This window comes from Desulfobotulus mexicanus (assembly GCF_006175995.1).
In the GTDB taxonomy this organism is placed as follows: Bacteria; Desulfobacterota; Desulfobacteria; order Desulfobacterales; family ASO4-4; genus Desulfobotulus; species Desulfobotulus mexicanus.
The window spans coordinates 75,748-89,284 of sequence record NZ_VDMB01000008.1 but is presented as its reverse complement, the minus strand read 5'-3'; the positions used below and the strand labels follow the sequence as shown (position 1 = coordinate 89,284).

Annotated in this window: 12 protein-coding genes; all 12 read right to left on the bottom strand. The window is 51.8% G+C overall.

The features are described from left to right. Window positions 1-208: 208 nt before the first annotated feature. The 12 genes from rpsO to infC all read right to left on the bottom strand — a co-directional run bounded on the left by rpsO (window position 209) and on the right by infC (window position 13,335). Complete coding sequence (gene rpsO / locus FIM25_RS08195; RefSeq protein WP_139448132.1) at window positions 209-478, bottom strand: 30S ribosomal protein S15; 270 nt, start codon at window positions 476-478, stop codon at window positions 209-211. A 165-nt stretch (window positions 479-643) separates the two neighbouring features. Beyond that, the gene (gene truB, locus FIM25_RS08190) at window positions 644-1,564 is read right to left on the bottom strand and encodes a tRNA pseudouridine(55) synthase TruB (RefSeq protein WP_139448130.1); all 921 of its coding nucleotides are present in this window, start codon (window positions 1,562-1,564) and stop codon (window positions 644-646) included. 12 nt (window positions 1,565-1,576) lie between these two features. Further along, a complete protein-coding gene (locus FIM25_RS08185) occupies window positions 1,577-2,560 on the bottom strand; it encodes a DHH family phosphoesterase (RefSeq protein ID WP_179953250.1) in 984 nt (327 codons plus the stop codon). Beyond that, entirely contained in the window at window positions 2,514-2,927 is a 414-nt protein-coding gene (gene rbfA, locus FIM25_RS08180) for a 30S ribosome-binding factor RbfA (RefSeq protein ID WP_139448127.1), read from the bottom strand. The genes FIM25_RS08185 and rbfA overlap by 47 nt, the downstream gene beginning before the upstream one ends. Window positions 2,928-3,061: 134 nt before the next feature. Then, a complete protein-coding gene (infB, locus tag FIM25_RS08175) occupies window positions 3,062-5,974 on the bottom strand; it encodes a translation initiation factor IF-2 (RefSeq protein WP_139448125.1) in 2,913 nt (970 codons plus the stop codon). Window positions 5,975-6,053: 79 nt separating this feature from the next. Then, entirely contained in the window at window positions 6,054-7,460 is a 1,407-nt protein-coding gene (nusA, locus tag FIM25_RS08170) for a transcription termination factor NusA (protein ID WP_139448123.1), read from the bottom strand. A 13-nt stretch (window positions 7,461-7,473) separates the two neighbouring features. Beyond that, window positions 7,474-7,938 (bottom strand): ribosome maturation factor RimP, encoded by a 465-nt coding sequence (locus FIM25_RS08165; protein ID WP_179953249.1) that lies wholly within the window; start codon window positions 7,936-7,938, stop codon window positions 7,474-7,476. 263 nt (window positions 7,939-8,201) lie between these two features. Further along, the gene (gene pheT / locus FIM25_RS08160; protein WP_139448119.1) at window positions 8,202-10,625 is read right to left on the bottom strand and encodes a phenylalanine--tRNA ligase subunit beta; all 2,424 of its coding nucleotides are present in this window, start codon (window positions 10,623-10,625) and stop codon (window positions 8,202-8,204) included. Window positions 10,626-10,627: 2 nt separating this feature from the next. Next, on the bottom strand, window positions 10,628-11,635 hold the full coding sequence (gene pheS / locus FIM25_RS08155) for a phenylalanine--tRNA ligase subunit alpha (protein ID WP_139448117.1): 1,008 nt from the start codon (window positions 11,633-11,635) through the stop codon (window positions 10,628-10,630). A 163-nt stretch (window positions 11,636-11,798) separates the two neighbouring features. Next, on the bottom strand, window positions 11,799-12,155 hold the full coding sequence (rplT, locus tag FIM25_RS08150; RefSeq protein ID WP_139448115.1) for a 50S ribosomal protein L20: 357 nt from the start codon (window positions 12,153-12,155) through the stop codon (window positions 11,799-11,801). A 156-nt stretch (window positions 12,156-12,311) separates the two neighbouring features. Continuing rightward, on the bottom strand, window positions 12,312-12,509 hold the full coding sequence (gene rpmI / locus FIM25_RS08145) for a 50S ribosomal protein L35 (protein WP_139448113.1): 198 nt from the start codon (window positions 12,507-12,509) through the stop codon (window positions 12,312-12,314). Between the two features lie 313 nt (window positions 12,510-12,822). Next, window positions 12,823-13,335, bottom strand: a complete 513-nt coding sequence (gene infC, locus FIM25_RS08140; protein WP_139448111.1) for a translation initiation factor IF-3 — start codon at window positions 13,333-13,335, stop codon at window positions 12,823-12,825. Window positions 13,336-13,537 lie beyond the last annotated feature (202 nt).

Genomic DNA, 13,537 nt, shown 5'->3' with positions numbered 1-13,537 from the left:
GTGTGCCTGCTATACGCTGGAACGGACTTACGCAGAAACATCCTGACGACTCTGATTGTCAAATTTTTTAGAGTCGTGAAGGTGTTTTTGCGGAAGTCCCTCGTATGGGCATGGGCGTTGGAATGGGGCAGGGCCTTTTCCAGATTTAAGGAAACAGGCCCTGTGGATAAAACCGGGGGAAAAGGAAAAACCCTTTTCCCCCTTGAAATCAGCGCCGCAGTCCGAGGGCTGCGATGATGTCTCTGTAACGCTGCATTTCCTTCTTTTTTAGGTAGTTCAGCAGGCGTCTGCGCTGGCCTACAAGAATCAGAAGCCCCCTGCGGGAGGCATGGTCTTTTTTATGAATCTTCAGATGCTCGGTCAGGTAGGAAATGCGGTGGGTCTGCAGGGCAATCTGGACTTCCGGAGATCCGGTGTCGGATTCATGGGTTTTGAATTTTTCAATAATTTCTTTTTTCTGCTCATTGGTAAATACCACGGTTTTTCTCCTTGTTTGGAATAATCATGTCTTTATCCTTATGCGTTTTCGATCCGATATTCCATTCAGACCGTAAGCACCAGTGCTTAAACAGTATGCATGAGGATATTCTAATAAAGGACAGCAGACGCCATGAGACGGTATGTCTGTCCGTGCTTGCTTTTTTTAAGTCTGCCCCTCTGCGGCAATGCGGGGCAACAGTACGGCATCATAAGAAAAAAGGCCCTGTCTGTTTTCATCTCTTCGAATAACAGCGGCAAGCCTGCCATCTTCCGTCAGCACCCTTATGGGACCCGGAACAGGGGAGTTGATCTCCTCTGTGTCAAGCACTTTGCCATGAAAGATCTTTTCCGTCAAAGTATTATTCACACGGATTTCAGGTAGAAAGCCAAGGGCCTGGGCCATTGGAATCAGGGAGGACATGGGCTGCGAGGCCTGCAGGCTGTTCAGGGTATCATCAAGGGATGCTGCCTGTCTGAGATTAAAACCGCAGGTTTCCGTTCTTTTCAGGGAAACAAGGTGGCCTGTGCTGCCCAGTGCTTCGGCCACATCAAGGGCCAGGGTACGGATATAGGTGCCCGAGGAGCAGTGTACGCTGAACCGGATATCCGGCAGCTGGATGCTTTCAGGCTGTATGCTGTGAATGACAACCTGCCTTGGAGGCTTCTGCACGGCTTTACCCTGACGGGCAAGGCGGTACAGGGGAACCCCATTGTGCTTTAAAGCAGAATATATGGGGGGGCTTTGCTGTATGGGGCCTGTAAATTTTTCAAATACCTTCAGAAGTTTTTTTTCGTCCACATCCGGTATGGGCAGGGTGGCTGTGACACGACCTTCCGGATCCTGGGTTTCCGTTGCCGTGCCGAGGCGCAGGGTGGCTTCATAGGATTTGTCTCCACCCAGAAAGTAACGGGAAATCCGGGTGGCTTTGCCAAGACAGACCACGAGAAGGCCTGTGGCAAAGGGATCAAGGGTACCGGCATGGCCCACTTTTTTTATACCGGAATATTTTTTTACCCGTGCCACCACCGCTGCCGAGCTGAGGCCGGGAGGTTTGTCAATGAGGAGGATGCTGTCTTTGTGCATAAAAATGTATTCTTATATCCCCTGAGATTGTATTTGATTTTCCAGCATATCCAGAATGGCGTCCGGGGACAGGGCTGTGGAAAAACCTGCCGCTGCCCTGTGGCCGCCACCACCATGGGCCACGGCTATGGCAGAGGCGTCGATGTCCTTGTCAGCCCTCATGCTGACCTTCCAGGGAAGATCTGCATCTTCTTCTTTTTCCCGTACCAAAACAGCCATTTTTACACCACGGATGTAGCGGGCATAGTTGACAAGGCCGCTGGCCTCTTCTTCGCTGGCTCCGGTTTCCTCAAACATGGATCGTGTGAGGGTCATGGTGGCGAGTTTTCCGTCGGCGCAGAGGCGGATGGAAGCCAGTGCTTTTTGAAGAAGACTGATATAGGAAAAAGAATAGCTGCCGAGAATATTTGTGGCAACGGTTTCAGGATGAACACCGCAGGCGGTCATTTCTGCTGCAATGTTAAGGGCTTCGGTATTGGTGTTTCCAAAGCGGAATCCGCCAGTGTCCGTAAATATGCCCGTATAAATTCCCCAGGCGGCATCAAGGGGTATATCCCAGTGCATTTCCTTTAAAAGACGCCATATCATCACGGTGGTGGAGGCGGCATCCGTATCAATGAGATTGTGTGTGCCAAAGCCTGTATTGCTGGGGTGATGGTCTATATTGAGGATGGCAGGGATTTTTTTCAGCTTCGCTGCCTTTTTTCCCATACGTTCCGCATCACCGGAATCCAGGACGATAAGGGTATCAAAGCTGTCAATATCTCCTGTGTCCTGCACAATGAGATCAGCCCCCGGAAGAAAGGCAAAGGATGCGGGAACCGGATCTTCATTGTACATTACGATGTTTTTTCCTTTTGCATGAAGACTGAGTCCCAGCCCCAGAAGGGAGCCGATGGCATCCCCGTCGGGCTGGACATGGGATACCAGCAGGATGCGGCTGCTTTTTTCAAGAAGGGTCTGGATCATGGGAGTCTTCATTACTGCTGTTTTCATTATGGCCGTCCCCTTTCTGATCTTCCGTGAGAACTTCTTTGAGCATTTTTTCCATGCGGGCACCATAATCAAAGGAATCGTCATGGCGGAAACGCAGATCCGGCATATGGCGGAGGCCGAGATCCTTTGCGGCATTGCGTTTGAGAAAGCCCTTGGCGCTTTCAAAGCCCTTCAGGGCATCGGCCTGGGCATCCGCGCCGATGGATGTGGTGAAGAAGATGGTGGCAATGCGCATATCCCGGCTGAGTTCAACACCGGTAACTGTGACAAGATGCAGGCGCGGATCCTGTATGTTCCGGGTGAGGTGAGTTGAGATGACCTCTTGGATTCGGCCTCGGATCCGGTCGGATCTGGGAGAGCCTTTCATGGTAAAACTCCTTTGGCCATGGGCTGATCTCTGATCAGGCCCTGTCTATTAAATAAAGCCGCCCGATGGTGAATGCGCTCACCGGGCGGCTTCGGGGTTTTTTGGCTCTGGGCTGCGGTATGTCTTCGCAGTCCTTATTCTTTCATGGTGGGTTTGATTTCAATGATCTCATAGGATTCAATGATATCACCCGTCTTGAGGTCGTTATAATTTTCTATGCCGATACCGCACTCATAGCCTTTTGCCACCTCTTTGGCATCATCTTTGAAGCGCTTGAGGGAGGACATTTTGCCGTCGTACATGATGACACCGTCTCTGAGCAGGCGGACTTTCTGGTTTCTGAAGACACTGCCGTCGGTGATGAAAGATCCGGCAATGGTGCCGATTTTGGGGATAAAGAAGGTCTGGCGGACTTCCGCGCGGCCCAGAACTTTTTCCTCAAAGGTGGAAGCCATCATGCCCACCATGGCATCCTGAATATCTTTCAGGGCATTGTAGATGATGTCATAGAAACGCATATCCACGTTTTCTTCCTTGGCCATTTCATGGACCTTGGCTCCGGGACGGACATTGAATCCAAGGATGATGGCGTTGGAAACCGCAGCGAGGGAGATATCGGATTCCGTTACAGTCCCTGTTGCTGAATGAATGATGTGAATCTTGACTTCCTGGGTGGACATTTTTTCAAGGGAATCCCGGATGGCTTCAATGGAACCCTGAACGTCCGCCTTCAGAATAAGATTAAGCTCCTTGACTTCACCCTCTTCCATCTGTTCGAAGAGTTTTTCAAGGCTCATACGGCTGGTTTTTGCCAGTTCCTTGGCCCTCTGCTTCTGGGATCTGTGAGTGGACACCTGTCTGGCATCCTTTTCATCCTTTAATGCAAAGAGTTCATCACCGGCACCGGGTACACCGGAAAGCCCTAGAATTTCCACGGGAATGGATGGGCCTGCTTCGCTTATGGGTGCGCCCTGGTCATTGATCATGGCCCTGATTTTACCGTGGTGAATACCGCAGACCACCGCATCTCCGGTCCTTAGGGTGCCTTCCTGGATCAGTACTGTGGCCACGGGGCCTCTTCCTGTGTCCAGCTTGGCTTCCACCACATGGCCCAGAGCTTTTTTATCCGGGTTGGCTTTGAGATCAAGGACTTCTGTCTGGAGCAGAACCATTTCCAGCAAGGTGTCAATGCCTATGTTTTCCTTGGCTGATACATGGGTGAAGATGGTATCTCCGCCCCAGTCTTCTGCAACAACACCCTTGTCAGAAAGTTCTCTTTTTACCCTGTCCGGATCGGCTCCGGGCTTATCTATCTTGTTGACTGCGACAATAATGGGCACTTCTGCGGCTTTGGCATGGTTTATAGCTTCCACGGTCTGGGGCATGACACCGTCGTCTGCGGCCACCACAAGGATAACAATGTCAGTTACTTTGGCTCCCCTGGAACGCATGGCCGTAAAAGCTTCATGGCCCGGAGTGTCGAGGAAGGTGATACGTCCGCCATCCATTTCCACGGAATAGGCACCGATGTGCTGGGTAATGCCTCCGGCTTCCCCTGTTGCAACACGGGTTTTACGGATGGTGTCCAGCAGAGAGGTTTTTCCGTGGTCAACATGGCCCATGACTGTTACCACAGGTGCCCGTGTGATCATTTCCTCCGGCCTGTCCTCGTGGCCCTGAAGAATGTTTTCTTCTTCAAAGGAGGCCCTTTCGACCTCAAATCCGAATTCTCCGGCAACAATAGTAGCAGTGTCATAATCTATGGTCTGGTTGACCGTGGCCATGACATCCATCATCATCAGCTTTTGAATCATGAGGCTGGCTTTGATGCCCATGCGCTTGGCCAGTTCCGCCAGAATAATAGTATCATCCACCTTGATGCGGCGTTTGATGGCCTTGGGTACTGTGATCTGGGTTTTTTGATGCTGTTCCTGCTTTTTACCCTTTTTGCCCTTTTTACCCCGGTTATAGAGGGCATCTCCCTCCACAACAGATTTTTTGCGGCCTTTTTTCCTGCTTTTGCGTTCCGTATCGTCATTGCGGGATTCCACAAGGTCTTTGGAAAGGCTGTCTTTGCCTTTTTTCTTGCGGCTGCCGCTGGAAGGTGCTGTCTCCTGGGCAGGAGTTTCGTTTGCAATAAGAAGTTCCAGGGGGTCAGGTTCCGCAGGTTTTTCCACAGGAGCAGGACGGGCTGCAGGCTTGGACGGGTTCCGGTCCGATTTCATCTGGGCAAGAACTGCAGGATCAATGCGTTTGATGATTTTTGCAGCTGTATTCTTTTTCTTTTTACGTGCTACCTGGGCAGCATCTTCTTTTTCCGCTGTACGCTCTTCTGCTTTTGCTCCCTCGGTTGTTCTTGGGGAGCTTTCTGTTTTTTTGGAGGTTTCTATCTGTGAAATTGCGGTATCCTCCGTTTCAGGAAGTGCATCTTTTACCGGAATATCAGATGCTTCAGCAGCTTCTTCGGAAACATCATGCAGAGAGGGGGCAGGGGATTCCTGCTTTGGTGCTGTTTCTTCTGGGGTTTCAGCTTTTTCTTCTTCTGCAGCTTCAGGCTGGGGTGCTTCAGGGCGGAAAAGAACCTTTGCAGATGTTGCAGGCTTGTTTTTTTTCGCTGGTTTTGCCGCAGGCTTTGCAGATTCTTCTGTTTTTGTTTGAGAAGCTGCAGGAGTTTTTTCCGTAGTCTGGGCTGCGGTCTCTGCTGTTTCTGGCTGTGTAGCCTCATTTTCTGCCTGCTCGGCAGTAGAATCCGGTGTTTCTGTATTGCCAGCGGAAGAAAGGGATTCCGGTTGCTGCGTAGCCGCAGAACCGGAACGACCGGAACGACGCTTGCGACGACGTACCACAGAGGGCTGAACCCGTTGATTTTCTTCTTCTTCCTTGTCTTTTCCCATCACAAAGCGCTTGATGGTTTCAATTTCACCATCTTCCAGGGCGCTCATGTGGCTGCGTACCTCGACGGCATCCATCTTGCCAATTTTATCGAGGAGCGCTTTGTTGGTCATGTTCAGCTCCTTGGCCAGCTCATAGACTCGCATACGTCCCATCCATTTCCCCCTTCATCACCGGTAGCAGAGGCTCTTACCTCTGAAGCTTCCGAATCACCGCGGTTTTCCCGGTCCGGAATTACTCGTTTTCCGATTCCGGTGTCGCCGCTTCATCTGCGGGGACCTGCCGGTTTTCATCTATTAAGGTTGTTTCTGAATCGTCTTCATTGTCACTGTTTGCTTCTTCTGTTTCTTCTGCTTCTTCTACTTGTGTATCCGTCTTGCCTTGCTGGGCATTTTTATTTTTTTCACTGGCAAGGACCTGAAGGGCAGACTGAATCATGTTCAGTGCCGTATCTTCATCCACACCTTCCACCTGCAGCAGGTCTTCCACCACAGCATCCGCAACATCCTGCAGGGTAGTGAAGCCTTCGGAGTAAAGGGCCTCCGCCAGAGTCATGCCGATACCGGGAATGCCCATGAGGGCGGCATACCCTTCTTTTATGGCCTGACTGTAGGATGCCTCACTTTTAACATCCAGGTGCCAGCCCGTAAGCCGGGATGCCAGTCGGACATTCTGACCCTTTTTGCCGATGGCAATGGAAAGAAATTCATCGGGCACAATTACTTCCATAGCCCTGTTGTCTTCGTCAATGATCACCCGGAGAATTTCTGCAGGTGCAAGGGCATTGCAGACAAAGCGGGCAGAATCGGGATTCCATGGAATGATGTCAATTTTCTCACCCCTGAGCTCCTGTACCACGGCCTGAACTCTGGAGCCTTTCATGCCCACACAGGCACCCACGGGATCCACGCCGGAATCCTGGGAAGATACGGCTATTTTTGCACGCACACCGGGTTCTCTGGATGCGGTTTCAATATTTACAACACCTTCTGCCACTTCCGGAACTTCACTGCGGAAAAGTGCAATGAGAAACTGCGGATGGGTACGGGAAAGGATAATCTGAGGACCCCGGCTGTCCTGAAGTACCTTCATAATGCTGGCACGGATACGGTCGCCCCTGCGGTAGGTCTCCCTAGGTATCTGTTCTCTGGCAGGGAGCAGGGCCTCGGTCTGGCCCAGGTTGACCACAATATCTCCCCTGTCTACCCGCTGAACAATGCCATTGATGATTTCACCTTTTCTGTCAATGAAGCCGTCGTATACGGCATTGCGTTCCGCGTCCTTGACTTTCTGGATAATCACCTGTTTGGCAGACTGGGCTGCTATGCGTCCGAAGCTTGTGGTATCCAGCTTTGAACCCAGAGAATCACCGATTTCACAATCCGGATCCAGCTTGCGGCCATCTTTCAGGCAGAGCTGGAAGTCCGGGTTGGTTACTTCCTCAACGACTTCCCTGAACTGGAATACTTCGATTTCCCCGGCATCCGGATTGTACTGTGCTTCCACATCAATGTGGGAACCCAGTTTTTTTTTAGCTGCAGATTCCAGGGCTTCTTCCAGGGTTTGGATAAGGCTTTCCATGGGAATGCCCTTGTCCCGGCTGACCTGTTCTATTACCCTTTTTATATCGCTGAACAGCATGATTTGGTCTCCGTTAATCCCGGCAGAGCCGTGCCGAGTGAATTTCCATGTAGGGAATGGCAACGGTCTTTTCGGCAAGCTTGATGTTCACCTGATCCTCGGTGATGCCTAGAAGTTCCCCCCGGAAGTTGCGTTGCCCGTCTATGTTTGTATGGGTGCGCAGCTTTATGGTTTCTCCGGCAAAGCGTTCAAAATCCCGGGGCTGGACCAGGGGACGGTTGATACCCGGAGAAGATACCTCCAGGGAGTATTGTCCGGGTATGTTGATGTGTATGTCCAGCAGGTAGCCGAATTCCTTGGCAAAACGGGCGCAGTCATCAAGGGTGATCCCCCCTGATTTGTCGAGGAGAAGGCGTAGAATGCGGTGACCGTCTTCCGTAACCAGGTCTGCCAGAACAAGTTCCAGTCCCTGGGATTCCAGAAGGGGCTGGGCAAGATCATGAATTCGATGGATCAGAGTTTTATTTTCCGTGTGCAACCGGGTGCCTCCAAAGCAAAAGGAAGACCGGAATTCCATAAAGAAAAAACGGGCAGCGGCCCGTTTTCCGTGGCGATTCCGGTACTGTTGGCATGAAAAGAAGTGCTTGTGTCCTGTCTTTTGAAAAAGATCAGGGGCAAGGCACAATGCATACCAATTGAAGTAAATATTATTTTTTTATGGGATTGTCAAGTCCGCTTTTCCGCCAATGGTGCCTTTGGGAGAGCCCTTCTGCCCGTTTCAGGGGCAGAAAGGGCTGGTGGTCAGCCCGGCAGGGTGGCCTGAAAATGTGAAAGGAGATTCTGGGTTATTTTTTCCTGAACTTTGTTGACTTTTTTATCTGCAAGGGTTTCCGTAAAGGATTGGTAGACCATGCGCAGAGTCAGGCTTTTTTTGCCAGCAGGTATTCTGTCGCCCTGATAAAGGTCGTGGATGCTGGCGGATTCGAGGATTTCCGGCTGGTTTTTCCGGCAGAGTTTTAACACTTCTGCCGCCGGTGTTTCTTTTTCAAGAATCAGGGTCACATCCCTTGTGGTGGCAGGATACCTTGGAATCTCCTTTGAGAGGAAGAGATTTTTTTGTTTTTCCATCAGAAGGACGAGGTCCAGCTCTGCCATGAAAACGGGCTGCTTGATACCAAAAAAACGCCGTGTTTCAGGGTGTACCTCATATATATGGCCCGCTATGCTGTCTTCGTACCGTATGCAGGCACAGGCACCCTTTCGTACCCATGGAAAGCTGTCCTGGCTATCCGGAGCTGCGTAGTCAGCTTCGGAAATATTCATGGCCTCCAGCAGGCCTTCCACGGCTCCTTTGATGTCAAAAAAATCACATTCGGGAGAATGTTCATACCAGCCACCGGGGTGACGTTTGCCAGTCCAGGCCAGAGCCAGTACTTCCCTTTCCATGGGAAGGTCTTCACCCGCACGGGGGGTAAAGGTGCTGCCGATTTCAAAAATTTTCAGATTTTTTTCCTGCTGGGCAATGTTGCGTGCCAGAAGTCCCATGAGGCATGGCACCATGCTGGTGCGCATGACGGCCAGGTCTTCGGATATGGGGTTTAACAGGGCCACGGCAGGTCGCATGGGATGCTCTTCGGGAAGACGCAGGTGGTCTGCGCTTTCCTTTGCAACAAAGCTGTAGGAGATGACTTCGTGGAAGCCAAGTCCGCACATCTGGTCCTGCAGTCTGCGGCGGAAGGTGACCGATGGGGGGTCTAGTCTTGTTTCAGCAGGCATCTCCGGAAATGTTACGGGGATATTGTCATATCCGTAGAGTCTTGCCACCTCTTCTGAAATGTCTTCCTTGCGGGAAACGTCCACACGGAAGGATGGTACGGTGACTTCAATGTCTTTGTCCTGAAGCATGGCTGAAAAACCCACCTTTTCCAGCAGAAGGATCATCTTTTCTGCGGAAAGGTCAAGGCCTATGCGCTGATTGATGAAGTCCGGGCTGACACGGATGGTGGCGGGAGCAGGGGGGCTGGGGTGGATGTCAATATGGCCTTCTGCCATGCTTCCGCCAGCGGTTTCCAGCATCAGGACTGCGGCTCTGTCCAATGCATAAAGGGTGCCCAGGGGGTCTACGCCCCGTTCGAAACGATAGGAGGAATCCGTGGAAAGCCCCAGTTTTTTTGCCGTTCTCCGTATGGATGGTGCATCAAAGCAGGCGCTTTCGATCAGAACCCGCCGGGTGCTTTCCGTGACACCGGAATGCAGACCGCCCATAACACCGCCTATGGCCACGGGTTTTTCCCCGTCACAGATCATGGTCATGTCTGTGTCCAGTCTGCGCTCTTTTTCATCCAGTGTAATGAAGGTTTCCCCATCTCTGGCCTTCCGGACAATAATGCGATTCTGGGCAAGGGTGTCAAAATCAAAGGCATGCAGGGGTTGGCCCGTTTCCAGCATCACAAAGTTGGTTATGTCCACGATGTTATTTATGGGCCTTAAGCCTGCGGCAATGAGGCGGTTTTTCAGCCATGCAGGAGATGGTCCCACGGTGATGTCTGCAAGCAGTCTTGCCGCATAGCGGGGGCAGCCTTCGCTGTCCTCCACGGTGACGCTGGTATGGGTATAAATTGTACCCAGCGCAGGGTCCGCAGGCGGGAGGGAGGCGGGTTCTGCCCTGAAGGAAGATTCTCCGAAGGCGGCTACTTCCCTTGCAAGGCCCATGACACTGGCGCAGTCCACCCGGTTGGGTGTCAGGCCGATGGTGAGCACGGTGTCATCCATTTCCATGGCTTCGCAGAAGGGGAGGCCGGGCGGAGTTTCCTGAGGCAGGGCAAGGATGCCGGAGTGGTCGTTGTCTAAGTTTAGTTCCTTTGCGCTGCAGAGCATGCCTTCGGAAACTTCTCCCCGGATTTTACCCTTTTTAAGGACCGTGCCGTCGGGCATGGTCGTTCCTGCCGGAGCCAGGGGGGCTATCATGCCGTTTTCTATGTTGGGCGCACCGCAGACCACGCTGAATATATCATTGCCGGTATCTACTTTGCAGGTCTGCAGTTTGTCCGCATTGGGATGGGGGGCAATGTCAAAAATACGTCCCGTCACAATGCCGTCAAGGTGGGCAAAGGGCCGTTCAACGGCTTCCACTTCGAGACCTGCCATGGTCAGGGCGTGGGCCAGTTCCTCGGTGTTCATGGGTACGGGTATGAGGCTTTTAAGCCAGTTGAGACTGAGTTTCATGGCTAAAACTGCTCCAGGAATCGGATATCGTTTTCGAAAAACTTCCGGAGATCGTCGATGCCGTATTTGAGCATAGTCAGACGCTCCACACCCATGCCAAAGGCAAAGCCCCGGTAGCGCTCCGGATCAATGCCTGTGTTCTCAAAGAGAACGGGATGCACCATGCCGCAGCCAAGAACCTCCAGCCACCCGGTCTGGGAGCAGATGCGGCAGCCTTTGCCCCGGCACATGACGCAGCGTATGTCCACCTCTGCACTGGGTTCTGTGAAGGGAAAGAAGCTGGGGCGGAAACGCAGGCTGGTATCTTTATCAAAGAGGGCATGGATAAAGGCGGTGAGTATGCCTTTGAGGTCGCCGAAGCTGGCCTTTTCATCCACAAGAAGCCCTTCAATCTGATGGAACATGGGTGTGTGGGTGATGTCCGAGTCGCAGCGGTAGACCCGTCCCGGAGCTATGATGCGGATGGGTGGCTTGTGGTTCTCCATGAAGCGGATCTGTATGGGAGAGGTGTGGGTACGCAGTACCACCCTGTCCGATACATAGAAGGTGTCCTGCATGTCCCTTGCCGGGTGATGGGGTGGGATGTTCAGTGCTTCAAAATTGTACCAGTCCAGCTCCACTTCGGGGCCTTCGGATATTTCAAAGCCCAGGCGGCTGAAAATGTCGGATATTTCCCTTCGGATACGGGTGAGGGGGTGCAGTGTTCCCTGGGAAGGTTTACGTCCGGGAAGGGTGATGTCAATGTCTGTGGCCCGGTCGGCGGCTGCCGTTTCAAGGACGGCTTTTTTTTCGGTGAAGGCCGTTTCAAGGGCTTCTTTGGCGGCATTGACCCGCTGGCCAAAGGCGGGCCGTTCTTCCGGAGCAAGGGTGGCCATGGTGCGCAGATGCTGGGTAAGAAGACCTTTTTTTCCCAGATAGCGCACGGTGAGGGCCTGTATTTCTGCTGGATCCCCGGCGTTCCCAAGGGCGGCCAGGGCCTCTTCTTTGAGTTGTTCGATGCTGGTTTCCACGTCGTATGCCCTGTTTCGGTGGGGTGGTGAACGTTGAAATGGCGGTCAAAAAAAGCCGGAACCTGAGCCCGGAAAGGGGGCGGAGGTTCCGGCTTTTCAGTATGACCCGTCATGGTGGTCAGAAGACAAAAAGACAGCCTGTCTGTTCAGGCTTTCGTGCCTTTTAAGCCTGCAGCTTTTCGGAGGCGGTTTTAGCAATGATGGCAAAACCTTCAGGATCGGAAATAGCAAGCTCCGCCAGAACCTTGCGGTCCAGATCAATTTCGGCCATTTTCAGGCCGTGAACAAAACGGCTGTAGGAAAGGCCGTTTATCCGGGCGGCAGCATTGATACGGGCAATCCAGAGACGGCGAAAATCCCGTTTTTTCTGACGGCGGTCGCGGTAGGCATACATCAGGGCCTTATCCACGGAATCCGCTGCTGTGCGGAAAAGCTTGCTGCGACCTCCACGGAAGCCTTTGGCAAGTTTTAATACTTTTTTACGTCTTTGTCTGGCTTTAAAGCCTCTTTTTACGCGCATGGATGTGTCTCCTCAAAAAAACGTGTCATAAAACCGGTTTTCCCTTTATTCTCCGGATTCAGTAGCACCCCGGAGGACAGGGCCATGGCGACCCTTGTAATGACGAGGTTCGGAGAAGGCTGTTCTTACAGCATGGGATAACCGTAGTCCCGGCGCTTATGCGTAGGGCATAAGTCGCTTGAGCTGTGCTTCGTTGGTTTTGTCCGCAATCTGGCCCTGGCGCAGGTTGCGTTTTCTCTTGGTGGTTTTTTTGGTCAGAATGTGGCTTGAATTGGCCTTCCGGATTTTAAACTTGCCTGAGCCGGTGCGTGTAAAGCGCTTGGCTGCGGCCCGGTTGGTCTTCATTTTCGGCATGAACGCCTCCTTAATTGATACTGCCTTCGCATGGCAAAGGCCACTCGTTCGCCCTGATATTGTGCTGCAAACAATTTACAGGGGGTAGGGAACAAAAATTCTGGCGCATAAAGACACACGCCAGAAAAGGGAACACAAAATATGCGGATGTTCTGAACATAAGGGAAAAGTAGATACTGGTATGGACACCTTATGTTTCTGTCCGGTTATAACCGGTTTATAAGATAAGGGTGCAGTATGCAGGTTTGAATTTTCATCCCTGTTGCCTGTGGAGGCAGGCTGTTTATTGTTTCCCTTATTTTTAAAAAACCATTCAGGCTTTGGGTACAAGAATCATCATCATGGTTCGGCCTTCAAATTTGGGCGTGGATTCTACCACAGCAACGTCTTCAACCTCTGTGATGATGCTTTCAAGGACGCTGCGCCCACGGTCACTCATGGTGATTTCTCTGCCCCTGAACATAACCGTAACTTTTACCTTGTTTCGTTTTTCTATGAATTTACGGATGTTCTTCAGCTTTGTTTCCAGGTCATGATCCCCGGTTTTGGGCCTTACCTTGACCTCCTTCAGCTGGACAACGGTCTGTTTTTTTCTGGCCTCCTGTTGTTTTTTGGTCAGCTCATATTTGAACCTTCCATAGTCCATGATTTTGCATACAGGGGGCTTGGCCTGGGGCGACACTTCTACCAGATCGAGAGACAGGCTTGCGGCAATGTCAAGGGCTTTGGGCACAGGCATAATACCCAGCTGTTCTCCGTCGGGATCAATGACCCTGACTTCCTTGGCTCTGATGTTACGATTGATTCTTGTTCTGCTTTGTTGCAGAGCTTCCTGGCCCTGCTGGCGTCCGTTGCTAATTATACCGGACCTCCTCGTGGTGCGCGTTATCCGTTGAAATCACTTGTCAGGTAAAAAGTGATCGGTTCATGTAGATCAGCATGAACATATACCCCATGTTCTGAGGCTGTGCAAGAAATAAATAATAAAGACATCTGGTTTGTCCCGATATGGGCGCTTTTCTGTCTTT

Excerpts from the sequence above, each read along its gene's own strand:
- FIM25_RS08185 (WP_179953250.1), bottom strand. The coding sequence starts at position 2,560 with ATGAAAACAGCAGTAATGAAGACTCCCATGATCCAGACCCTTCTTGAA.
- truB (WP_139448130.1), bottom strand. The coding sequence starts at position 1,564 with ATGCACAAAGACAGCATCCTCCTCATTGACAAACCTCCCGGCCTCAGC.
- pheT (WP_139448119.1), bottom strand. The coding sequence starts at position 10,625 with ATGAAACTCAGTCTCAACTGGCTTAAAAGCCTCATACCCGTACCCATG.
- rplT (WP_139448115.1), bottom strand. The coding sequence starts at position 12,155 with ATGCGCGTAAAAAGAGGCTTTAAAGCCAGACAAAGACGTAAAAAAGTA.
- nusA (WP_139448123.1), bottom strand. The coding sequence starts at position 7,460 with ATGCTGTTCAGCGATATAAAAAGGGTAATAGAACAGGTCAGCCGGGAC.
- rpmI (WP_139448113.1), bottom strand. The coding sequence starts at position 12,509 with ATGCCGAAAATGAAGACCAACCGGGCCGCAGCCAAGCGCTTTACACGC.
- infB (WP_139448125.1), bottom strand. The coding sequence starts at position 5,974 with ATGGGACGTATGCGAGTCTATGAGCTGGCCAAGGAGCTGAACATGACC.
- rbfA (WP_139448127.1), bottom strand. The coding sequence starts at position 2,927 with ATGAAAGGCTCTCCCAGATCCGACCGGATCCGAGGCCGAATCCAAGAG.